The organism is Streptomyces sp. CA-249302, assembly GCF_050936785.1.
Taxonomy (GTDB): Bacteria; Actinomycetota; Actinomycetes; order Streptomycetales; family Streptomycetaceae; genus Streptomyces.
Map to the genome: position 1 here is coordinate 7,959,131 of NZ_JBNJMG010000001.1, position 21,303 is coordinate 7,980,433.

The window sequence follows — 21,303 nt, forward strand, 5'->3', positions numbered from 1 at the left end:
CGACGCGCCCCCCGCCTCACCCTCGGCCGCGCCCTCGACGCGCCCCCCGCCTCACCCTCGGCCGCGCCCTCGACCCACCCCGCGTCAGGCCCCGGCCGCGGCGTCACCGTGCCCCCGCCCCCGCCTCGCTCTCCGTCTTCGCCGGTCCGCCCAGTGCCGCCTCCGCGGCCGAGTACAGGTCCGCCGGGCGTACGCCGCCCAGCGCCGCGACCAGGTGGCCGTCGGGGCGGGCCAGCAGGACCGTGTGTGCGGCCGCGCCCGGGTAGCTCTCGGCGACCAGGAGTTCCGCGGGGTGCGGCAGGGCGGCCACCGCGGCTGCGAGGCGGGGCATGACGCCCGCCTTCACCCAGTGCTTGCGGTCCCATACGCCCGTGCCCGGGGCGACCAGGACGACGAGCAGGGCGCCGCGGCCGAGCCGGTCCCGCAGTCGTACGAAGGAGCCGTCCTCCGCGGTCACGCGGACATCGGCGATCGGCGCCCCCGGCGCTGTGTCCACGGGCACCTCGCCCTCCAGGTGCCGGGGCGCGAGCGGTGAGGCGGCGTACGCCCCCGGCGTGCCGAGCGCCCCACGCCCCAGGTGACCGTCCGTGAGCAGCGCGTCGTGACCCCGGGTCGCGCCGGGGACGTAGGCGCGCAGCCCGCCGCCACCGCGCAGCAGCGGCAGCACCTGGTCGGCGGCGCGCAGCCGGGCGGCGACCGCGCCGCGCCGCTCCGCCTGGTAGCTGTCGAGCAGCGCCTCGTGCGGCCCGTGGTGCCAGGCCAGCGCCAGCTTCCAGGCGAGGTTGTCGGCGTCCCGCAGCCCCTCGTCGAGCCCCTGTGTACCGAGCGCGCCAAGTAGATGCGCCGCGTCCCCGGCGAGGAAGACCCGGCCGGACCGCCACCGGCGGGCGAGCCGGTGGTGGACCGTGTGGACTCCCGTGTCGAGGAGTTCGTACGACGGTGTGGCGCCCCCGGTCCAGCCGGACAGGGTCTCCCGGATGCGGGCAAGCAGCAGCTCGGGTGTGACCAGGTCCTTGCCCGGCGGCAGCAGCCAGTCCAGGCGCCACACCCCGTCCGGGAGCGGGCGTCCGGTGACCTCCCCGGCCGAAGGTCCGGACGTCCGCCACGGCGGCATCCGATGGAGCAACGCCTCGCCGTCCCACGGAAGTTCCGCGCGCAGCGCCGCCACGGCGTGTCGCTCGACCGCGGTACGGCCGGGGAAGCGGATGTCCTGGAGCTTGCGGACCGTGGAGCGCGGGCCGTCGCAGCCGGCCAGGTAACTGCCGCGCCACCACGTGCCCTTGGGCCCGCGGGTGTGGGCGGTGACGCCGGAGCGCTCCTGCTCGACGGTGTCGAGGCGGCTGTCGACGGCGACCTTGGCGAGCCGCTCGCCGGCCAGGGCCTCGCGCAGGGCGGTGGTCAGGACGTGCTGGGCGATGTGCAGGGGGGCGGGTTCGCCGGCGTCGTCGAAGGTGACCTCACGCATCACCTGCTTGCGCCGCAGCGACCTCCATCCGGCCCATCGCGTGCCGGCCTGCTCCATGTCCAGACCCGTCAGCCGCGCCATCAGGTCGGCGGTGTCCTCCCGCAGGACGACCGTGCGCGCGGGACGCGGTTCGTCCTTGCCGGGCCCCTCGTCGAGCACGACGGACGGGACCTCCTGACGCGCCAGCGACAGGGCGAGCGTGAGCCCCACGGGCCCCGCTCCGACGATGATCACCGGGTCCACGGCGCGGCGCCCCCTGCCCGCGACGGTGTCCTGACGGACGTATGTGAACAGGAAGTTGGAGCAGGGTGCACGATCACAGAACGTATGCAACCCATTGCCGGTGCTTGCGTCAAGTGACGAAGGCAGTGGCCGTCGTGCCACTGCCTCCATGCCCGCTCATACGATGTGACGAGCCGTCAGGCGTTGGCGCCGCCCGCCCCCGTACCGAAGGTGCCCGCCACCGCCGCGTCGTCCGGCGCCAGCACCGCGCCCGTCGACTTCTTGCCGCGCCGCAGCCTGCCTTCCAGCCAGCTCGCGAAGCTGGTGAGGGAGAAGTTGACGGCGATGAAGATCACGGCCACCACCGTGAAGCTGGCGATGGTGTTGCCGTAGTAGCCGATCATCGTGTTCGCCGACGAGAGCAGCTCCGGGAAGGTGAGGACCGCGCCGCCGAGCGCCGTGTCCTTCACGATCACGACGAGCTGGCTGACGATGGCCGGGAGCATCGCGGTGACCGACTGCGGCAGCAGGATGAGCCGCATGACCTGGTTCTTGCGCAGACCGATCGCCACCGCGGCCTCGGACTGGCCCTTGGGCAGCGCCAGGATGCCGGCCCGGACGATCTCCGCGAGTACGGCCGCGTTGTACAGCACGAGGCCGGTGACGACGGCGTACAGCGGGCGGTCGTCCGAGCTGATGTTCGTGTACTTCGCGTACAGCGCGACGCCGAAGATCATCAGGACCAGCACGGGGATGGCCCGGAAGAACTCGACCACGACCGAGGCCGGGACGCGGATCCAGCGGTGGTCGGACAGTCGTGCGATGCCGAGGACCGCGCCGAGGGGCAGCGCGATGACCATGGCCAGCGCCGCGGCCTTCAGCGTGTTCTCCAGGCCCGGCCAGATGTACGTGGACCAGGCCTCGGTGCCGGTGAAGAACGGCTTCCAGAGGTTCCACTCGAGCTGGCCCTTGTCGTCGAGGCTGGTGTACACCCACCAGACGACCGCCGCGAGGGCGACCACGAAGACGGCCGTGAAGAGGACGTTGCGACGCTTGGCGCGGGGGCCCTGGGCGTCGTAGAGAAGGGAACTCATCGCTTGACCGCCACCTTCTTGCCCACCCAGCCGAGGATCAGGCCGGTCGGCAGCGTAAGGATCACGAAGCCCAGGGCGAAGACCGCGGAGATGGGGATCAGCTGGGCTTCGTTCTCGACCATCGTCTTCATCAGGGTCGCCGCCTCGGCGACGCCGATGGCGGCGGCCACCGTGGTGTTCTTGGTGAGGGCGATCAGGACGTTCGTCAGCGGGCCGATGGACGAACGGAACGCCTGCGGAAGCACGACCAGCCGCAGCACCTGGGAGAAACTCAGGCCGATCGCGCGCGCCGCCTCCGCCTGTCCGACCGGCACGGTGTTGATGCCGGACCGCAGCGCCTCGCACACGAACGCCGAGGTGTAGGCGACCAGGCCGAGGACGGCGAGCCGGAAGTTGATCGTGTCGATGACCGACGAACCGAGGCTGATGCCCAGGGTGTTGTTCAGGCCCAGTGACGTGAACAGGATGATCACGGTCAGCGGGATGTTCCGCACGATGTTCACGTAGACGGTTCCGAAACCGCGCATCAGCGGCACCGGCCCGACCCGCATGGCGGCCAGCAGGGTGCCCCAGACCAGGGAGCCGACGGCGGCGAGCAGCGTCAGCTGCACCGTCGTCCAGAAGGCCCCCAGTACGTCGTAACCTTCAAGAAAGTCGAACACGATCTCCCGCGCTTCCGCGTGTAGGGATGCCCCCGGTGCGCCGCCCGGGAGGCGGCGCACCGGTCAGGCGTTGCCTCAGCTCTTGATGTCGCCGATCTTCGGCGCGGGCTCGTTCTTGTAGCCGGCCGGGCCGAAGTTCTTGGTCACGGCCTTCTGCCAGGAACCGTCCGAGACCATCGACTCGAGCGCGGTGTTGATCTTCGCCTTGAGGTCGCTGCCCTTCTTGACGCCGATGCCGTAGTTCTCGTTGGTCATCTTGAAGCCGCCGAGCTTGAACTTGCCCTTGTACTGCGACTGCGAGGCGTAGCCGGCGAGGATCGAGTCGTCCGTGGTCAGCGCGTCGATGGCGCCGTTCTGTACACCGGTCAGACACGCGGAGTAGGTCGGGTACTGCTGGAGCTGGGCCTTGGGGGCCAGCTTGTCCTTGACGTTCTGCGCCGAGGTCGAGCCGGTCACCGAGCAGAGCTTCTTGCTGTTGAGGTCCGACGGCGACTTGATGGAGCTGTCGTCGGAGCGGATCAGCACGTCCTGGTGGGCGAGCAGGTACGGGCCGGCGAAGTCGACCTTCTGCTGGCGCTCCGGGGTGATCGAGTACGAGGCGGCGATGAAGTCGACGTCACCGCGCTGGAGCATGGTCTCGCGGTCGGCGCTCTTCGACTCCTTCCACTCGATCTGGTCCGCGCTGTAGCCGAGCTTCTTGGCCACGTAGGTGGCGACGTCGACGTCGAAGCCGGAGTAGCCCGACGGCGTCTTCTGGCCGATGCCGGGCTGGTCGAACTTGATGCCGACGGTGATCTTCTTGCTGCCGCCCGAGGAGGAACCGCTGTCCTTGTCGTTGTCGCTCGAACCGCACGCCGTGGCGGCCATGGCGAGGGCGAGCACGGCGGCCGAGGCGGCGGTGACCTTGCGGAGCTTCATGATGGACATCCTTTGGCTGGTGAAGAGACGAGAGCCGTCGGTGGTGGGGGCTGGGCGGGCCGTCAGTGGTGCAGGATCTTCGACAGGAAGTCCTTGGCGCGGTCGCTGCGCGGGTTGCTGAAGAACTGGTCGGGCGCGGCCTCTTCGACGATCCGGCCGTCCGCCATGAACACCACGCGGTTCGCGGCCGATCGTGCGAAGCCCATCTCATGGGTGACGACGATCATGGTCATGCCGTCCCGGGCGAGCTGCTGCATGACCTCCAGGACCTCGTTGATCATCTCCGGGTCGAGGGCCGAGGTCGGCTCGTCGAAGAGCATGACCTTGGGGTCCATGGCCAGGGCGCGCGCGATGGCGACGCGCTGCTGCTGGCCGCCGGAGAGCTGGGCGGGGTACTTGTCCGCCTGCGTGGCCACGCCGACCCGGTCGAGCAGGGCGCGGGCCTTCTCCTCGGCCTGCTTCCGGTCGGCCTTGCGGACCTTGATCTGGCCCAGCATCACGTTCTCGAGCACGGTCTTGTGCGCGAAGAGGTTGAAGGACTGGAAGACCATCCCGACGTCGGCCCGCAGCCGGGCCAGCTCCTTGCCCTCCTGGGGCAGCGGCTTGCCGTCGATCGCGATCGTGCCCGAGTCGACGGTCTCCAGGCGGTTGATGGTGCGGCACAGGGTGGACTTACCGGACCCGGAGGGCCCGATGACCACGACGACCTCGCCGCGGGCGATCGTCAGGTCGATGTCCTGGAGTACGTGCAACGCGCCGAAGTGCTTGTTGACGCTCTTCAGGACGACCAGTTCTCCGGCCTCGGGTACCGCGTCTTCCTTGGCCACCGATACTTCGGTCATCGCTATCGGGCTCCGTCCTCCTCGGTTTCGGAGGACAGTAGTGAGCGGCCGCGACCAGCGTCATTACATCTGAGGGAGATCTGAGCATCACGATCCGATAGCGATCGGACACGTGTTGTAGCACTTCCCGGCGGGCGCGTATCGGCCGGGTAACGGAAGCGGCGCGCAACCGGAACCCGCTTGACTGCGTCCTCGTCCATCGGCGTGACTGCCATGATGCACACGCGCGCGTGGACGCGTTTTCACGGATGCCGACGGTACGGCCGATGAATCGAAGGGGGCCCGGATGAGACTGCTGCTTGTCGAGGACGACAACCATGTCGCCGCCGCTCTCTCGGCGGTTCTGGCACGGCACGGATTCGACGTCACGCACGCCCGCAGCGGCGAGGAGGCCCTCCAGGCGCTCGTCCCCGAGGGTGACGGCTTCGGCGTCGTCCTGCTCGACCTGGGCCTGCCCGACCAGGACGGATACGAGGTCTGCGGCAAGATCCGCAAGCGCACCGCCACCCCGGTGATCATGGTCACCGCGCGCTCCGACGTCCGCTCCCGCATCCACGGCCTCAACCTGGGCGCCGACGACTACGTGGTGAAGCCGTACGACACCGGGGAACTGCTCGCCCGGATCCACGCCGTCAGCCGGCGCACCGTCCACGAGGACGCCGCGCACGGCGAGGAGAGCGCGCTGCGCCTCGGCCCCGTGCTCATCGAACTGCCCACCCGGCAGGTCACCGTGGACGGTTCGGTAGTCCAACTGACCCGCAAGGAGTTCGATCTGCTCGCCCTGCTCGCGCAGCGCCCCGGGGTCGTCTTCCGCCGGGAGCAGATCATCAGCGAGGTCTGGCGCACCAGCTGGGAGGGGACCGGACGCACCCTGGAGGTGCATGTCGCCTCCCTGCGCGCCAAGCTGCGCATGCCGGCCCTGATCGAGACCGTTCGCGGCGTCGGCTACCGGCTCGTCGCCCCGGCCTCGTAGCGTGCACGGGTGCGTACCCGACTCCTCCCGCTGCTGATCGTCCTGATGGCGGCCGTGCTGCTCGCCCTCGGCATCCCCCTCGCGGTGAGTGTCGCGGCCGCCCAGCAGCAGAAGGTCGTCGTCGACCGGATCGACGACACCGCACGCTTCGCGGCCCTCGCCCAGTTCGTCACCGACGCCTGCAACTCCACGAGCACCTCCACCGACGAGCGTCTTGAGACCCTGAGCAGCGAACTCACCAGCTACTACGGCGTCTACGGCATCCGCGCGGGGGTGTTCTGCCGTACCGACATCCCCATGGCCAAGGCGCCGTCGAGCTTCTTCCTGCCGAGTTCGGGCGAGGTGCGGGAGGCGTTCAACGAGGCGAAGCTCAGCCGCCGCAGCCACGACCCCAAGCAGGTGTGGCCCTGGCAGCGCCACCGGCTCGTCGTCGCCTCGCCGGTGATCCGGGACGGTGACGTCGTCGCGGTCGTCGTCACCGACTCGCCCACCGGGCCGATGCGTTCGCGGATCCTGCACGGCTGGCTGGTCGTCGGCGTCGGCGAGATCGCCGCGATGCTGCTCGCCGTGGGCGCCGCGCTCCGGCTCACCGGCTGGGTGCTCAGGCCCGTACGCGTCCTGGACGCCACCACGCACGCGATCGCCAGCGGCCGGCTGAAGTCCCGAGTCGCCGCCGCCGGCGGGCCGCCGGAACTTCGGCGCCTGGCCCGGGCGTTCAACGAGATGGCGGACAACGTCGAGGACGTGCTGGAGCAGCAGCGTGCCTTCGTCGCCGACGCCTCGCACCAGCTGCGCAACCCCCTGTCGGCGCTGCTGCTGCGGATCGAACTGCTCGCGCTCGAACTGCCGGAGGACAACGAGGAGATCGCATCGGTCCGCACCGAGGGCAAGCGCCTCGCCGAGGTCCTGGACGACCTGCTCGACCTGGCCCTGGCCGAGCACACCGAGGCCGACCTCAGGGTCACCGACATCGGCGCGCTGACCGCCGAGCGGGTCGCCGCCTGGACCCCGACCGCCGAGGCCAAGGGCGTACGGCTGGTGGGCGACTGCCCGCCGACCACCGCCTGGGCCGACCCGGTCACCCTGTCCAGCGCCCTGGACGCGGTGATCGACAACGCGGTCAAGTTCACCCCGAAGGACCAGTGCGTGGAGGTGACCGTCACAGCCGACGGCACCACCTCGACGGTCGTGGTGACCGACCGCGGCCCCGGCCTGACCGACGAGGAACTCGCCCGCGTCGGCGACCGCTTCTGGCGCAGCGGCCGCCACCAGAACATCAAGGGCTCCGGCCTGGGCCTCTCCATCTCGCGCACCCTGCTGGCCGCGGGCGGCGGCTCCATCGCGTACGGCCATCACGAGCCGCACGGGCTGACGGTGACGGTGTCGGTGCCGAGGTCACCGGCGCCGTAGCACCGTCTCCTACGGCTTGACGGAGCGGTAGTAGCGCCGGGCGCCCTCGTGCAGGGCCAGCGGGTCGGTGTAGATCGCGGTGCGCAGGTCGACGAGCTGGGCGGAGTGGACGTGGGCGCCGATCTCGTCGCGGCTCTTGATCACCGCGCGGGTCACCCACTCGGTGAGCCGGGGATCGATGTCGGAGCGGGTCATCAGGAGGTTGGCCACCGCGATCGTCGGCACGGCGACGCCGTTCTGGATGCTCGGGTAGGCCGACTCGGGCATGTTGGTGGCGCGGTAGTAGCGGGTGGCGCCGCCCTGGGCGTGCAGCTTGGCGACGAGGTCGGCGCCGATCGGCACGAACCGGAAGGTGAAGGAGTCCGCGAGGTTCGCGACCCCCTCCGTCGGCAGCCCGCCCGACCAGAAGAAGGCGTCGATCTTGCCCTGTTTCAGGTGCATCGGAGCCGTGTCGATGCCGTCGGCCCGGGGCGTGATGTCCTTCTTCGCGTCGATCCCGGCCGCCTTGAGCACCCGCTCGGCGATCAGCCGCACACCGGACCGGGTGGGCCCTATGGACACCCGCTTGCCCCGCAGGTCGGCGACCGACTTGATGTCCGAGTCGCGCGGGACGATCAGCTGTACGTAGTCGTCGTAGAGCCGGGCCACACCGCGCAGCCGGTCGGCGCCCGGGTGGTCGGCGGCGAGCTTGTACGTCTCCACCGCGTCGGACGCGGCGATGGTGAATTCGGCGCCGCCGGTCGCCAGGCGCTTGACGTTCTCCTGCGAACCGTCGCTGGTGAGCAGCTTGACCGACAGGTCGGGCATGTCCTTGCGGAACGCCTTGCGCAGCCGCTCGCCGTAGTCCTGGTAGACCCCCGCCTTGGTGCCCGTGCTGAACCTGATCGTCCCGCTCGGCGGGGCCTCGCCCAGTGGCAGCAGCCACCACATCAGCAGCCCGAGGACGACGAGACCGGCGGCCGCGCCCTGAAGGGCCCGGCGCCTGCCGATCCGGGCGAGCACACTGGACATGCGGGCGATCCTGCCAGCCGGAACACCGTGCTGACCAGGGCAGGGGTCACAAGGGCGCGGCGCCCGACGGTGGCGGCGGTCGGCCGGGACGGTCGGCCGGCCGGGACTGTCAGTGGTGATCGATACAGTCGTCGCATGAGCTCATCGCCCGCCGACCTGGTCCGTCAGTTCCACCACGCCTTCGGGCTCGACGCCCGCACCACGCCCACCGAGGTCTCGCCCCGGCTGGCCGCCCACCGCGGTGAGCTGCTCGCCGAGGAGGCCGCGGAGGTCGCCGAGGTCTCGGTCACCGGCCCGCTCGACAGACTCGCGCACGAACTGGCCGACGTCGTCTATGTGGCGTACGGCACGGCTCTCGTCCACGGCATAGACCTCGACGCGGTCATCGCGGAGATCCACCGCTCCAACATGACCAAGCTGGGCCCCGACGGCAGCGTCGCCCGGCGCGAGGACGGCAAGGTGCTCAAGGGGGAGCACTACGAGGCGCCGGACGTGTCGGCGGTGCTGCGTCGCCAGGGCTGGCTCCCCGACGGCGCCTGAGCCCTACGGCGTGCCGAAGAACGAGACCCGGACGCGGAGGGCATCGGCCTTCAGTCCCTGACCGGCGCGCCCGCATTCGCAGTCTCCGGCGCAGCGTCCGCGCGCGGCTCCCGGCGCTCGCCGAACCAGCGGGCCAGTGGCTCCGTGTAGCGGGCGGTGAGGGGGCCGAGGACGACCAGGATCAGGACGTACGCCGTCGCCAGCGGTCCGAGCGACGGCTCGATGCCCGCGCCGACCGCCAGCCCCGCGATGACGATCGAGAACTCTCCGCGCGCCACCAGCGCCCCGCCCGCGCGCCAACGGCCCTTGACGGAGATACCGGCCCGGCGTGCCGCCCAGTAGCCGGTGGCGATCTTCGTGGCCGCGGTGACCAGAGCCAGCGCGAGGGCCGGCAGCAGCACCGGCGGGATGCTCGCCGGGTCCGTGTGCAGCCCGAAGAAGACGAAGAACACGGCGGCGAACAGGTCGCGCAGCGGGCTCAGCAGCGTGTGCGCGCCCTCCGCGACCTCCCCGGACAGCGCGATGCCGACCAGGAAGGCACCGACGGCGGCCGACACCTGCAACTGCTGGGCCACGCCCGCGACCACGATGGTCAGGCCCAGCACCACCAGCAGCAGCTTCTCCGGGTCGTCGCTGGAGACGAACCGAGAGATGACCCGGCCGTACCGGACCGCCACGAACAGCACCAGCCCCGCCGCCCCGAGCGCGACCGCCAGCGTCACGCTCCCCGCCAGCAGCCCGGCGCCGGCCACCAGCGCGGTCACGATCGGCAGGTACACCGCCATGGCCAGGTCCTCCAGGACCAGCACGCTGAGGATCACCGGCGTCTCCCGGTTGCCGACCCGGCCCAGATCGCCGAGCACCTTCGCGATGACGCCGGACGACGAGATCCAGGTGACGCCCGCCAGCACCACGGCGGCCACCGGGCCCCAGCCGAGCAGCAGCGCCGCCAGGGCGCCCGGCAGGGCGTTCAGCGCACAGTCGACCAGGCCCGACGGGTAGTGCGCCTTGAGGTTGGTGACCAGATCGCCGGCCGTGTACTCCAGCCCGAGCATCAACAGCAGCAGGATGACGCCGATCTCGGCGCCGATGGAGACGAACTCCTCGCTCGCCCCGAGCGGCAGCAGCCCGCCCTCGCCGAAGGCCAGCCCGGCGAGGAGGTAGAGCGGGATCGGGGAGAGCCGGAAGCGTCCGGCGAACCGGCCGAGCAGGCCGAGGGCGAGGAGGATGGAACCGAACTCGATCAACAGGACCGCGGAGTGCACCGGTTCACTCCCGCCCGAGTATCGCCGCGGCGGCGTCGACGCCCTCGCGCGTGCCGACGACGATCAGGATGTCGCCGCCCGCCAGCCGGAAGTCGGGCGCCGGGGACGGAATCGCCTCCGCCCGCCGCAGCACCGCCACCACGGACGCGCCGGTCGCGGTACGCATCCGGGTGTCGCCGAGCACCCGCCCGTTGAAGCGTGAGGCCGCCGCCACCTCGATCCGCTCGGCGACCAGGCCCAGGTCGGAGGCGTAGAGCAGGCTCGCGCTGTGGTGGGACGGCTTCAGCGCGTCGATCAGCGCGCCTGCCTCGGAGCCGGTCAGCCGCAGCGAGTGGGCACAGGAGTCGGGGTCGTCGGCCCGGTACACGTTCACCGTGCGGACGCCGTCCCGGTGCGCCACCACGGACAGCTGGCGCCCGTCGCGCGTCACCAGGTCGTACTGGACTCCGATGCCTGGCAGCGGCGTCGCCCTCAGACGTGGCGCAGACACGTTTCTCCCCTTTGTTCCATTGATGGGCTGTCACGTCGATGGGCCGTGATCACCCTCGGCCGCCTCGCATGCTGCCACCCGCCCGTACGGTGGCGACATGGGTGACAGCACGGATATACGCGACCGGGATCGGGCGGAGAAGGTGACCGAAACGGTGCCGAAAACGAAGGTCGGGGAGAGGACGGGAACCGTGTCGCTGTTCTGGCGGATCTTCTCCCTCAACGCCGCCGGCCTGGTGCTGGCCGCCGCCCTCCTGCTCGGCCCGGTCACCGTCTCCACGCCCGTGCTGCCCGCCGAGGCCCTGGTCGTCGTCGCCGGCCTCGCCGCGCTCCTCGCCGGCAACGCGGTCGTGCTGCGCGTCGGGCTCGCTCCGCTGCGCCGCCTCGGCAGCGCCATGACCACGGCCGACCTGCTGCGCCCCGGCGCCCGCGCGGTCGTCGCCGGCCCCGCGGAGGCGGCCGAGCTGATCACGACGTACAACATGATGCTCGACCGCCTGGAGAGCGAACGCACTGCCGGCGCCGCCCGTGCCCTGTCCGCGCAGGAGCGGGAACGGCGGCGGATCGCGCGGGAGTTGCACGACGAGGTCGGCCAGACCCTGACCGCCGTCCTGCTCCAGCTCAAGCGCGTCGCCGACCGCGCCCCCGACGAGCTGCGCGAGGAGGTCACCCAGGCCCAGGAGGCGACCCGGGCCGGTCTCGACGAGATCCGCCGCATCGCCCGCCGGCTGCGCCCCGGCGTCCTGGAGGAACTCGGTCTGGCCAGCGCGGTGCGCTCGCTGGCGGCGGAGTTCACCACACGCGGGCTGACGGTACGGCACCACGTCCCGGGCGACCTGCCCCCGCTGACCGAGGAGTCCGAACTGGTGCTCTACCGCGTGGCCCAGGAGGGCCTCACCAACACGGCCCGGCACGCGGGTGCCGACCGCGCGGAGATCCGCCTCGCCCGGGTCGCCGACGGCGTCGAACTCCTCGTAAGAGACAACGGAAAAGGCCTCGGTACGGCTCCGGAGGGGGCCGGGATACGGGGGATGCGGGAGCGGGCGCTGCTGGTCGGGGCCGAGCTGTCGCTGGGACCCGGGCCCGAGGACGGCACGGACGTGCGGCTGCGGATGGCGGTCGCCGAGGGGGTACGGCAGTGATCCGCATCCTCCTCGCCGACGACCACGCGCTCGTACGCCGCGGGGTGCGGCTGATCCTGGACGGCGAGCCGGACCTCACGGTGGTCGCCGAGGCCGGGGACGGCGCGGAGGCGGTCGAGCTGGCACGCGCGCGTGACGTCGATCTGGCCGTCCTGGACATCGCCATGCCCCGGCAGACCGGCCTCCAGGCGGCCCGCGAGCTCTCCCGCCGGCTGCCCGGACTGCGCACGCTCGTGCTGACCATGTACGACAACGAGCAGTACTTCTTCGAGGCGCTCAGGGCCGGGGCCAGCGGCTACGTCCTCAAGTCCGTCGCCGACCGGGATCTGGTGGAGGCCTGCCGGGCGGCGATGCGCGACGAGCCCTTCGTGTATCCGGGCGCCGAACGCGCCCTGGTGCGGTCCTACCTGGAGCGGCTGCGCCGGGGCGACGATCTGCCGGCCCGGGCGGTCACCGAGCGCGAGGAGGAGATCCTCAAGCTCGTCGCCGAGGGTCACACCTCCAAGGAGATCGCCGAGCTGCTCTTCATCAGCGCGAAGACGGTCGAACGCCACCGGGCGAATCTGCTGCAGAAACTCGGCATGCGCGACCGCCTGGAGCTCACGCGCTACGCGATCCGGGCCGGCCTGATCGAACCCTGAGGCGGGCGCACTTCTTCTGCACAACGGGTTCCTACGCTCCCCGGGCATCGTCCACCGAGCACAGGGAGCCGTCCGTGACACTGATCATCGCCGCCGCGACGCCGTTCCACGGCCACGTCCAGCCGGTCCTCGCCGTCGCCTCCGACCTGGTGCGGCGCGGGCACGAGGTCGTCGTACTGACCGGGAGCCGGTTCGCCGAGGACGTACGGGCCGCGGGTGCCCAGCACGTGTCGCTGCCGCCGGCCGCCGACTTCGACGACCGGCGCCTCGAGCTGTACTTCCCCGACCGGGCCGCCTTCCCGACCGGACCGGCCCAGCTGGACTACGACATGAAGCACGTCTTCGGCGATCCGACCGCCGCCCAGTACCGCGCGCTGCGGACCCTGCTGGAGCGCCGGTACCCGGCATCCGTCGTCATCAGTGATCCGCTCTTCCTCGGGACGACGGCGCTCACCCTGTCCGCCCCGCCCGGGCGCCGTCCGGTCACCGTGGGCCTCGGCATCACGATGCCGACCCTGCTGAGCGAGGACGCGCCACCCATCGGGCTCGCCATGCCGCCACTGGTCGGCGAAGGCGCCCGGAAGCGGCACCGGGAAATGAACGAGCAGGTCAAGGAGGTCTTCGCCGGTGCCCAGCGGCACATCGAGGAGAACTTCGGGGAGAGCGGCACCAAGTTGCCCGGGTTCGTCCTGGACTGCCTGGTGACCGTGCCGGACCACTATCTCCAGCTGACCGTCCCGGGGTTCGAGTATCCGCGCACCGATCTGCCCCCCTCGTTCCGGTTCGTCGGGCCGCTGCCCGCCGCGCCGCGCGCACCGCGGCCGCTGCCCGACTGGTGGGCGGAGGTGGCGCGGGCGGATCGGCCCGTGGTCGTGGTCACCCAGGGGTCGTTCGACAACCGCGATCTCGGCCGGCTCGTGCGGCCCGCCGTCGAGGCGCTGGCCGACGAGGACGTCCTGGTCGTGGCCACGACGGGACGCGAGGACGGTCCGGCCGCGATCGAGGCGGCCGGACCCGTGCCGGCGAACGCACGCATCGGCGGGTACGTCCCCTTCGACGCACTGCTGCCGCACGCGTCTGTGCTGGTCACCAATGGCGGGTACGGCGGCGTGCACGAGGCGCTGCGGCACGGGGTACCGCTCGTCGTGGCCGGGGACGGCGAGGACAAGCCGGAGGTCGCCGCCCGTGTGCAGTGGAGCGGGGCCGGGCTCGACCTGCGGACCGGGGAGCCGTCGCCGAAGGCCGTACGCGACGCGGTGCGCACCGTGCTGGCCGAGCCCGGGTACCGCGAACGTGCGGGCGCGTTGAGGGCGGAGTTCGGGCGGCACGACGCGTTCGAGGCGATCGCGGACGTGGTTGCCAAGGTGTCGTAACCGCCTTGTGAGGAAGGGCAGTTGGACGGTCGACGCACCGGCTCGCGGTGTGCCACGCCCGTAATGTCCAGCCCCGTGAAGCCGTCCCCGCCGCTGCCTAGCATGTGCGGTCGGCAGGGGAGGCGGGGCGATGACATCGATGCCGTGGCGGTTCACGGTGCTCGGGGAGTTACGGGTCTGGCGGGACGGGGCCGAGGTGGACCCTGGGCCGCCGCTGCGCCGGACCCTCCTCGCCCTGCTGCTGGCCCGGGCCGGCTCCCCGGTGCCGCTGCCGGACATCGTGGACGCGCTGTGGGCCGACCGGCCTCCCGCTCGCGCGGTCAACATGGTGCACCGTCATGTGGGGGAGCTGCGGCGGCTGTTGGAGCCGGAGCTGCCCAACCGGGCCGAGGGCAGCCTGCTGTTGCGTGGCGGTGGCGGCTACCGGCTGCTGGCCCCGTCCGGCTCCGTGGACCTGCTGGTGTTCCGTGAACTGGCGACGACCGCACGGGAGTTGCTCCGTAGCGATGCCTCGGAGCAGGCGGTGTCCGTGTTCGCGGAGGCGCTCGCGCTACGGCACGGATCGGCCGCGGGATGCCCGTCCGCGGCGCCGCCGCACCCCGTCTTCTCGGACCTGGACCGTGAGTACGACGCCATGGTGCGCGAGGCCGCCGACGCGGCGCTGCGCCACGGCCACGCGGACCGCGTGCTGCCCGCCCTGTCGGAGAGCGCGGCCCGCCACCCGCTCGACGAGGGACTCCAGGCGCTGCACATCCGCACGCTCGCGGCGACCGGCCGCCGCGCGGAGGCACGGGAGGTGTTCCGCGCGACGGCCGCCCGGCTCACCGACGAACTGGGCGTGGACCCGGGGGCGGAGCTGAACGCGGCCCGGCTGTGGGTGACTTCGGGGCCGGGAACCGCGCGGGGCGGCGACCCGCACACCGACCGAGCCCTCGCGCACCACACCGGCGCGGCCGACCTGGACACCCCGCTCCCCGCAACCCCGTCCGTTCCCCCGGTCCGCCCCGCCCAACTACCCCCGGCCCTCACCGTCTTCGCAGGCCGTACCGCCGAACTCGACCGGCTGCGCAACCTGTTGGACGGCGCCGGGCATCGCACCCCCGCCCTCGCGATCGCGGCCATCGGCGGTCCGCCGGGCGTCGGCAAGACCGCGTTCGCCGTGCGCCTGGCCCACGAAGTGGCCGACCGCTTCCCGGACGGGCAGCTCCATGTGGACCTGCGCGGATTCGGCCCCGCCGGGCGGCCCACCCCGCCGCAGGACGTCCTACGGGGTTTCCTGGACGCCCTCGGCGCACCGCCCGCCCGCATACCCGACGGACTCGACGCCCGGGCGGCCTTGTACCGGAGCCTGTCGGCGGGACGCAGACTGCTCGTCCTGCTCGACAACGCCCGTGACGCCGCCCAGGTCCGGCCGCTGCTGCCCGGCGCCCCCGGCTGCCTGGTGCTCGTCACCAGCCGCAACCGGCTCGGCGGCCTGGCCTCCGCGGAGGGCGCCCACCCGGTCACGCTTGACGTGCTCGGGCCGGCCGAGGCCCGCTCCGCGCTGGCCCTGCGGCTCGGCGCCGAACGGGTGGCCGCCGAGCCCCGGGCGGTGGCGGAGATCGTCTCGCTCACCGCGGGGCTGCCGCTCGCCCTGGCGGTCGTGGCCGCCCGAGCGGCCGACCGCCCGGCGTTCGCGCTGGCGACGCCGGCCGAGCAGCTGCGGGCCGCGGACGGCGGGCTCGACGCGTTCCGAGCCGCCGACCCGGCGAGCGACGTACGGGCGGTGTTCTCGTGGTCGTACGACGCACTCGGTGGGCCGGCGGCGCGGATGTTCCGGCTGCTCTCCCGGCATCCCGGGCCCGAGCTGACCGTCCGCACCGCGGCCGCCCTCGCGGGCGAACCGGCCGCCAGGGTCCGAGTACTGCTCACCGAGCTGGCCGACGCGCACCTGCTCACCGAACGCTCGCCCGGCCGGTACGCCTGCCACGACCTGCTGCGGGCGTACGCCGCCGAACTCGTCCGGGGCCGGCTCACAAGCCAGGCACACTTCGTCCACTGCCCCTTGCCTACGCTCCCGCCACCCGCCGGCAGTCGGCGGCTTCCATGAGCGAGGGGCGGATCCCAGTGACGTACAGCCTGATCAACGGCAACCGGCTGTTCCACACCGACGAGGGACCGGTCGGCGACGGCGCGGGCGAGACACTGCTGCTGGTGCACGGCGGGACCTGCGACTCCCACGACTGGTCGGCCCAGATCGGGGCGTTCGCCACGCGACACCGGGTGCTCGCGCCGGACCTGCGCGGGCACGGCCACTCCACGGGCCTGACCGGCGGCATGCGCCCGCGCGACTTCGCCACGGACCTGGCCGAGCTGCTCGACGGCATCGACCCCGGGCCGGTCGTCGTCGTGGGCCACTCGATGGGCGCGCTGGTCGCCTCCGTGCTCGCCGTCGAACACCCGTCCCTGGTACGGGCCGTGGTCGCGGTGGATCCCGGCTACGGCTTCGAGGCGGAGTTCGTGCCGCAGCTCGCCGCGGCCTTCCGCGTCCCCGACCCGGTCGCCACCGCCGCGGCGGTCCTGGGCGGGCTGGAGAACCCCGCCACGGCCGGCGCCGAGGACGCGCTGCGCGTCTGGCACCGCCGGCGGGTCCTCGGCATGGACCCGATGACCGTACGGGACGTCTTCCACGGCATGTTCGACGAGACGGCCGCCCCGCTGACCGCCCGGCCCGGCGTCGAGAGCTACCTCGCGCGCCGCGCCTGCCCGGTGCTGTCCGTCTCGGCGGCCGCCTCTCTCAAGGCGAAGGGCGTCGACGCGGACTGGGAGGAGTCCCTGAGCCGGCACCCGTACAGCGCGTCGGTGGTCCTCGACGGGGTCGGCCACTGGCTGTTCCAGGAGCGTCCGGCCGAGTTCAACGCGCTGGTGCTGAGCTGGATCGAAGGACTGCCGGCCACCTGAACGGAGGCAGGGCACGGGGGAGTCGGGGAACACGGTGACACGGGGATTACGACGGTGACGATGCGGTTCGAGGTCCTGGGACCGGTACGGGTCTGGCGCGACGGCGCCGAGGTGGGACTCGGCGCGGCCCAACAGCGGCTGCTGCTGGCCCAGTTGATGGCACACGCGGGCGGTCCCGTGGCCATGGAGGAGCTGCAGCACGCGCTCTGGGGCGAGGCGCCGCCGGGCGGGCCGGCCAACGCGGTCTACCGGCACATCGGTGTGCTGCGCCGGTTGCTGGAGCCGCAGTTGCGGGTCCGGGCGCCGGGTCGCTGGTTGGTCCGGGACGCGGGCGGGTACCGGCTCAACGCCTCGCCCGAGACCCTGGACCTGCTGCGGTTCCGGGAGTTGGTGAGCCAGGCCCGGCAGAGCGGGACCCGGGGCACGGCAGAGGCCGTACCGCTGCTGCTGGAGGCGCTGAGCCTGCGCACCGGGCCGGTCGCCACCGGCGTCCCGGTGGAGGCGCGGTCCCACCCGGCGTTCAACGCCCTGGAGCGTGAACACCTGGCGGTGGTGAAGGAGACGGCCGACGCGGCCCTGGCCACCGGCACGGCCGGGCGGCTGCTCGCCGTGCTGCACCGCGCCGCGGGCGAGCACCCGCTGGACGAGTCGGTGCAGGCCCGCCTGGTGCGCGCGCTCGCCGTCACCGGGCAGCGGGCGTCGGCGCTCGACACCTGGCAGCGGGTACGCGCCCGGCTCACCGCCGAGCTGGGCGTCGAGCCCGGCGCCGAACTGCGGGCCGCGCAGCGGGAGGTGCTGCGCGGGGACGCCGGTACGGCCGAGCCGTCGACGCGGGGGCGTACCGCGCCGGTCCGGCTGACCGTCGTACCCGATGCGCCACGGAACGACCCGCGGCCCGCCACTCCGTTCGTCAGGCCCGCCCAACTGCCCGCGGACCTGGCCGCGTTCGCGGGCCGGCGGGCCGAACTCGCCCGGGTGACCGAGCTGTCGGCGCAGGAGGCGCCGGGCACCCGGATCGCCGTGATCAGCGGGATGGGCGGCATCGGCAAGACCACGCTGGCCGTGCGGTGGGCGCATCGCGTCGCCCACCGCTACCCGGACGGGCAGCTGTACACGAACCTGCGCGGCTTCGACCCCGGTGGGGCCCCGGCGGATCCGGAGCAGGTGCTGCGCGCCTTCCTGGAGGCCCTCGGTGTGCCCGCGCAGCGGATACCCGCCGGGACGGACGCCCAGGCGGGGCTCTACCGCAGCCTGCTGGCCCGGCGCCGGACGCTGATCCTGCTCGACAACGCGCGGGACGTCGATCAGGTGCGTCCGCTGCTGCCGGGCAGCCCCGGCTGCCTGGTCCTCGTCACCAGCCGCGACCGCCTCCTCGGCCTGGTCACGGCCGAGGCCGCCCGCCCGCTGGCGCTGGACCGGCTGCCCGTGGCCGAGGCCCGCGAGTCGCTCACCCGGCGCCTGGGCGCCGACCGCGTGCTCGCCGATCCGACGGCCGTCGACGAGATCGTCGCCCGGTGCTCGGGGCTCCCGCTGGCCCTGGCCGTCGTCGCGACCCGGGCCGCCGCCCACCCGGACTTCCCGCTCACCGCGATCGCGGGCGAACTGCGCACGGCCCACGGCAGCCTCGACGCGTTCAGCGACGCGGACCCGGCCGGGGACGTACGGGCGGTGCTCTCCTGGTCGTACCGTGCGCTCAGCCCCGGCGCGGCGCGGCTGCTGCGGCTGCTGTCCCTGCACCCCGGCCCGGACGTCACGCTGCCGGCCGCGGCGGCCGCCACGGGCGACGAGCCGGGCCAGGTCCGCCGCCTGCTCGCCGAGCTCACCCGCGCCCATCTGCTCACCGAGCACCTGCCCGGCCGGTACGTCTGCCACGACCTGCTGCGCACCTACGCGGCGGAACGCTCCGCCGAGCACGACGACTCGGCGGAGCGCGAGGCCGTCGTATGCCGACTCCTCGACCACTACCTGCACACCGCGCACGCCGCGGGTGCCGTCTACTCGCCGTTCTGGCGGCTCCATCCGCCACCGCCCGCCGCCCCGGGCGCGCGTCCCGAGGCCTTCGCCGACGACGGGCAGGCGCTGCGGTGGTACACGGCCGAGGCGCGGGTGCTGTCCGCGGTCGCGGGACGGGCCGTCGCGCGGGGCGACCATGCCCATGTCTGGGGGCTGGCCTGGGCGTTGGAGCGGTTCATGGACCGGCAGGGGCACTGGCACGACGGGGCAGCGCTCCAGCGCGCCGGGCTGGAGGCGGCCGTCCGCGACGGGAACCGCACGGCGCAGGCCCATCTGCACCGTGGCCTGGCGCGCGCCTCCGCCCGCTTGGAGCGGTACGACGACGCCCGCACCCACATCCGGCACTCCCTCGACCTGTTCACCGAATTCGGGGACCGGCTCGGCCTCGGCCACGCCCACCGCAGTCATGGCTGGCTGCTCGACCGGCTCGGCGACTACGACGGTGCGCTCGACGCGGCCGGACGGGCGCTCGCCCGCTACCGGGAGCTGGACGACCGCGCCGCGGAGACCAGCGCCCTGCACGCCCTGGGCTGGACCCATGTCCTGCGCGGCGAACACCGAAGGGCCGCCGCCTACTTCGAGGAGGCCCTCGGCGGCCTCGCCGGTCTCTCCCAGGGCAACCGGTACGGCGAGGCCGGCTGCTGGGACAGCCTCGGCATCGCCCGTCACCACCTCGGCGAACACCGGCGGGCGGTCGCCGCCTACCAGTGCGCGCTGCGGCTCTACCGTGAGGTGGGCGACACCTTCGGCGAGGCGGGCACGCTCCGCCACCTCGGTGACACCTACCTCGTCACCGGGGACCCCGGTTCGGCCCGCACGGTCTGGGAGCGAGCCCTGCGGCTCCTGGCGCGGACCGATCCGACGGCGGCCGAGGAACTCCGCACGAGGTTGACGGCGCTCGGGGACGAGGTACCCGCGCCGCGGATCACCGCCGTATCGGATTCATCCGGAGATGCTTCTTACTGTACGTAGCAGGACTTCGGGGTGCCGGATATCGGGTCGTCGAAGACGGCGTTGGTGCAGGCGGTCGAACCGGTGACGGACCGGTAGACGAAGCGGCCGCCTGCGCCGTACGCGACCTCGTGCTCGCCGCTGAAGGTGCAGGTTCCGTTCTCGGCGGCGCAGACGGTCCAGGTGGTGAAGGAGGGTGGGGCGGAGATCAGGTAGCAGGATTTCGGAGTGCCGGGGGTCGGGTCCTCGAACACGGCGTTGGTGCACGCCGTGCCGCCGGGCAGGGTCGCGTAGTGGAACGAGCCGTTCGCGCCGTAGGCGACCGTCATCACGCCGGAGAAGGCGCAGGTGCCGCCCTCGGTGGCGCACGGGGACCACACGTTCTCCGCGGGCGGGGCGGTCTGGCCGTAGCAGGCCTTGACGGTGCCCGGGATCGGGTCCTCGAAGAGTGTGTTGGTGCACGCGACGGAACCCGTCGAGGTGAGGTACTTGAACCTGCCGCTCGCGCCGTAGGCGACGGCCGCCGCCCCGCCGGTGTCGCAGGTCCCGTTCTCGGTCGCGCACAGGTCCCAGGTACCGGGCAACGCGCTGTAGGGCCTGGGCTGTTGGAGCCAGCCGGCGCTGTCGGCCGCCTGGATGCCGGTGTTGAAGGCGTCGCCCATCTTGGCGTAGCCGGCGTCGCCAGGGTGCACCCCGTCGACGAGGTCGGCGGCGGTCACGGCACCCATGTCGACGTACCGCACATGCTTGCCCGCGGCCTGCGCCGCCTCGACGATCCCGGGGATGGCCTGGTTGTAGGCCGGCCGGTTGGGCTCCTCCACCGAACTGGTGGACACGATGAGCGAGGCGACCAGCACGGTGGCGTCGGGGACGGCGGTGGTGATCCGGTCGACCAGGGAGCGAAGTCGGTCGGCGGCGGTGGACACCTGGTAGTTCTGGAGCAGGTCGTTGGTGCCGATCTCCAGGGTGACGACGTTGGGCCGGTAGCGGGCCAGGCTCGCGTCGGCGATCGAGGCGATCTGGTCGATACGCCACCCACGGTGACCCTCGTTGTCGGGGTCGGTCATGGTGCCGCTGTGGACCGAGCCGACGAAGTCCGGGGTGTGGCCCTCGGCCGCGAGGTCGTTCCACAGGGTCGACCGGTAGCCGTTGCCCGTACTGCTGGCTTCGCCCCAGGTGATGGAGTCACCAAGTGGCATGACGCGCAACGGAGTTGGCTCGGCGGCGTGCGCGGTGGACGCCTGGGCCGTGAGTAACGTGAGTAGTCCGACAGCGGCGACCAGCGCGATGTGGACACGCTTGGCGAGTGTGACCATGGTCCCTCCGGTTCGGGTGCCCGTCGGCCGGTCCGG

General features: G+C 72.6%; 18 protein-coding genes. 9 read left to right on the plus strand and 9 right to left on the minus strand.

Going from position 1 to position 21,303, the window contains the following annotated elements:
• Window positions 1-103: 103 nt before the first annotated feature.
• The 5 genes from ACQEWB_RS36170 to ACQEWB_RS36190 all read right to left on the minus strand — a co-directional run bounded on the left by ACQEWB_RS36170 (window position 104) and on the right by ACQEWB_RS36190 (window position 5,203).
• Window positions 104-1,708 carry an FAD-dependent monooxygenase gene (locus ACQEWB_RS36170; protein WP_432838625.1) on the minus strand — a complete coding sequence of 535 codons (1,605 nt, stop codon included), beginning with the start codon at window positions 1,706-1,708 and terminating at the stop codon, window positions 104-106.
• A gap of 176 nt (window positions 1,709-1,884) precedes the next feature.
• Complete coding sequence (locus ACQEWB_RS36175; RefSeq protein ID WP_432838627.1) at window positions 1,885-2,781, minus strand: amino acid ABC transporter permease; 897 nt, start codon at window positions 2,779-2,781, stop codon at window positions 1,885-1,887.
• Complete coding sequence (locus ACQEWB_RS36180) at window positions 2,778-3,443, minus strand: amino acid ABC transporter permease (protein ID WP_360837134.1); 666 nt, start codon at window positions 3,441-3,443, stop codon at window positions 2,778-2,780. The genes ACQEWB_RS36175 and ACQEWB_RS36180 overlap by 4 nt, the downstream gene beginning before the upstream one ends.
• A 75-nt stretch (window positions 3,444-3,518) precedes the next feature.
• Window positions 3,519-4,361 carry a glutamate ABC transporter substrate-binding protein gene (locus tag ACQEWB_RS36185; RefSeq protein WP_432838629.1) on the minus strand — a complete coding sequence of 281 codons (843 nt, stop codon included), beginning with the start codon at window positions 4,359-4,361 and terminating at the stop codon, window positions 3,519-3,521.
• A 62-nt stretch (window positions 4,362-4,423) separates the two neighbouring features.
• On the minus strand, window positions 4,424-5,203 hold the full coding sequence (locus ACQEWB_RS36190; RefSeq protein ID WP_432838631.1) for an amino acid ABC transporter ATP-binding protein: 780 nt from the start codon (window positions 5,201-5,203) through the stop codon (window positions 4,424-4,426).
• Between the two features lie 286 nt (window positions 5,204-5,489).
• On the opposite strand from ACQEWB_RS36190, the gene ACQEWB_RS36195 reads away from it, so the two are divergent.
• Together ACQEWB_RS36195 and ACQEWB_RS36200 are read left to right on the plus strand one after the other, a co-directional pair.
• Window positions 5,490-6,176 (plus strand): response regulator transcription factor, encoded by a 687-nt coding sequence (locus ACQEWB_RS36195; protein WP_432838633.1) that lies wholly within the window; start codon window positions 5,490-5,492, stop codon window positions 6,174-6,176.
• A gap of 9 nt (window positions 6,177-6,185) precedes the next feature.
• Window positions 6,186-7,586, plus strand: coding sequence for a sensor histidine kinase (locus ACQEWB_RS36200; RefSeq protein WP_432838635.1), 1,401 nt, complete (start codon window positions 6,186-6,188; stop codon window positions 7,584-7,586).
• A gap of 9 nt (window positions 7,587-7,595) precedes the next feature.
• Here the strand turns inward: ACQEWB_RS36200 and ACQEWB_RS36205 are convergent, their stop codons facing one another.
• Window positions 7,596-8,597: a TAXI family TRAP transporter solute-binding subunit gene (locus ACQEWB_RS36205; RefSeq protein WP_432838637.1), complete on the minus strand. Its 1,002-nt coding sequence runs from the start codon at window positions 8,595-8,597 to the stop codon at window positions 7,596-7,598.
• A gap of 135 nt (window positions 8,598-8,732) precedes the next feature.
• Between ACQEWB_RS36205 and ACQEWB_RS36210 the strand changes: the two genes are divergently transcribed.
• A complete protein-coding gene (locus ACQEWB_RS36210; protein ID WP_432838639.1) occupies window positions 8,733-9,137 on the plus strand; it encodes a MazG nucleotide pyrophosphohydrolase domain-containing protein in 405 nt (134 codons plus the stop codon).
• Window positions 9,138-9,187: 50 nt separating this feature from the next.
• Here the strand turns inward: ACQEWB_RS36210 and ACQEWB_RS36215 are convergent, their stop codons facing one another.
• Entirely contained in the window at window positions 9,188-10,402 is a 1,215-nt protein-coding gene (locus tag ACQEWB_RS36215; protein WP_432838641.1) for a cation:proton antiporter, read from the minus strand.
• A gap of 4 nt (window positions 10,403-10,406) precedes the next feature.
• A complete protein-coding gene (locus ACQEWB_RS36220; RefSeq protein WP_432838643.1) occupies window positions 10,407-10,892 on the minus strand; it encodes a cation:proton antiporter regulatory subunit in 486 nt (161 codons plus the stop codon).
• Window positions 10,893-10,989: 97 nt separating this feature from the next.
• Here ACQEWB_RS36220 and ACQEWB_RS36225 point away from each other — a divergent pair, with 97 nt between their 5' ends.
• From ACQEWB_RS36225 to ACQEWB_RS36250, 6 genes are all read left to right on the plus strand, one after another.
• Window positions 10,990-12,033, plus strand: coding sequence for a sensor histidine kinase (locus tag ACQEWB_RS36225; protein ID WP_432838645.1), 1,044 nt, complete (start codon window positions 10,990-10,992; stop codon window positions 12,031-12,033).
• The gene (locus tag ACQEWB_RS36230; RefSeq protein WP_432838647.1) at window positions 12,030-12,674 is read left to right on the plus strand and encodes a response regulator; all 645 of its coding nucleotides are present in this window, start codon (window positions 12,030-12,032) and stop codon (window positions 12,672-12,674) included. Before ACQEWB_RS36225 ends, ACQEWB_RS36230 begins: the two co-directional genes overlap by 4 nt.
• 74 nt (window positions 12,675-12,748) lie before the next feature.
• Window positions 12,749-14,047, plus strand: a complete 1,299-nt coding sequence (locus ACQEWB_RS36235) for a glycosyltransferase (RefSeq protein WP_432838649.1) — start codon at window positions 12,749-12,751, stop codon at window positions 14,045-14,047.
• A gap of 130 nt (window positions 14,048-14,177) precedes the next feature.
• The gene (locus ACQEWB_RS36240; RefSeq protein ID WP_432838651.1) at window positions 14,178-16,136 is read left to right on the plus strand and encodes a BTAD domain-containing putative transcriptional regulator; all 1,959 of its coding nucleotides are present in this window, start codon (window positions 14,178-14,180) and stop codon (window positions 16,134-16,136) included.
• A gap of 17 nt (window positions 16,137-16,153) precedes the next feature.
• Complete coding sequence (locus ACQEWB_RS36245) at window positions 16,154-16,987, plus strand: alpha/beta fold hydrolase (RefSeq protein WP_432838653.1); 834 nt, start codon at window positions 16,154-16,156, stop codon at window positions 16,985-16,987.
• 60 nt (window positions 16,988-17,047) lie between these two features.
• Window positions 17,048-19,972 (plus strand): AfsR/SARP family transcriptional regulator, encoded by a 2,925-nt coding sequence (locus ACQEWB_RS36250; RefSeq protein ID WP_432838655.1) that lies wholly within the window; start codon window positions 17,048-17,050, stop codon window positions 19,970-19,972.
• On the opposite strand, the gene ACQEWB_RS36255 is transcribed toward ACQEWB_RS36250, so the two are convergent.
• Complete coding sequence (locus tag ACQEWB_RS36255) at window positions 19,960-21,267, minus strand: SGNH/GDSL hydrolase family protein (protein WP_432838657.1); 1,308 nt, start codon at window positions 21,265-21,267, stop codon at window positions 19,960-19,962. The genes ACQEWB_RS36250 and ACQEWB_RS36255 overlap by 13 nt on opposite strands.
• Between the last annotated feature and the right edge of the window lie 36 nt (window positions 21,268-21,303).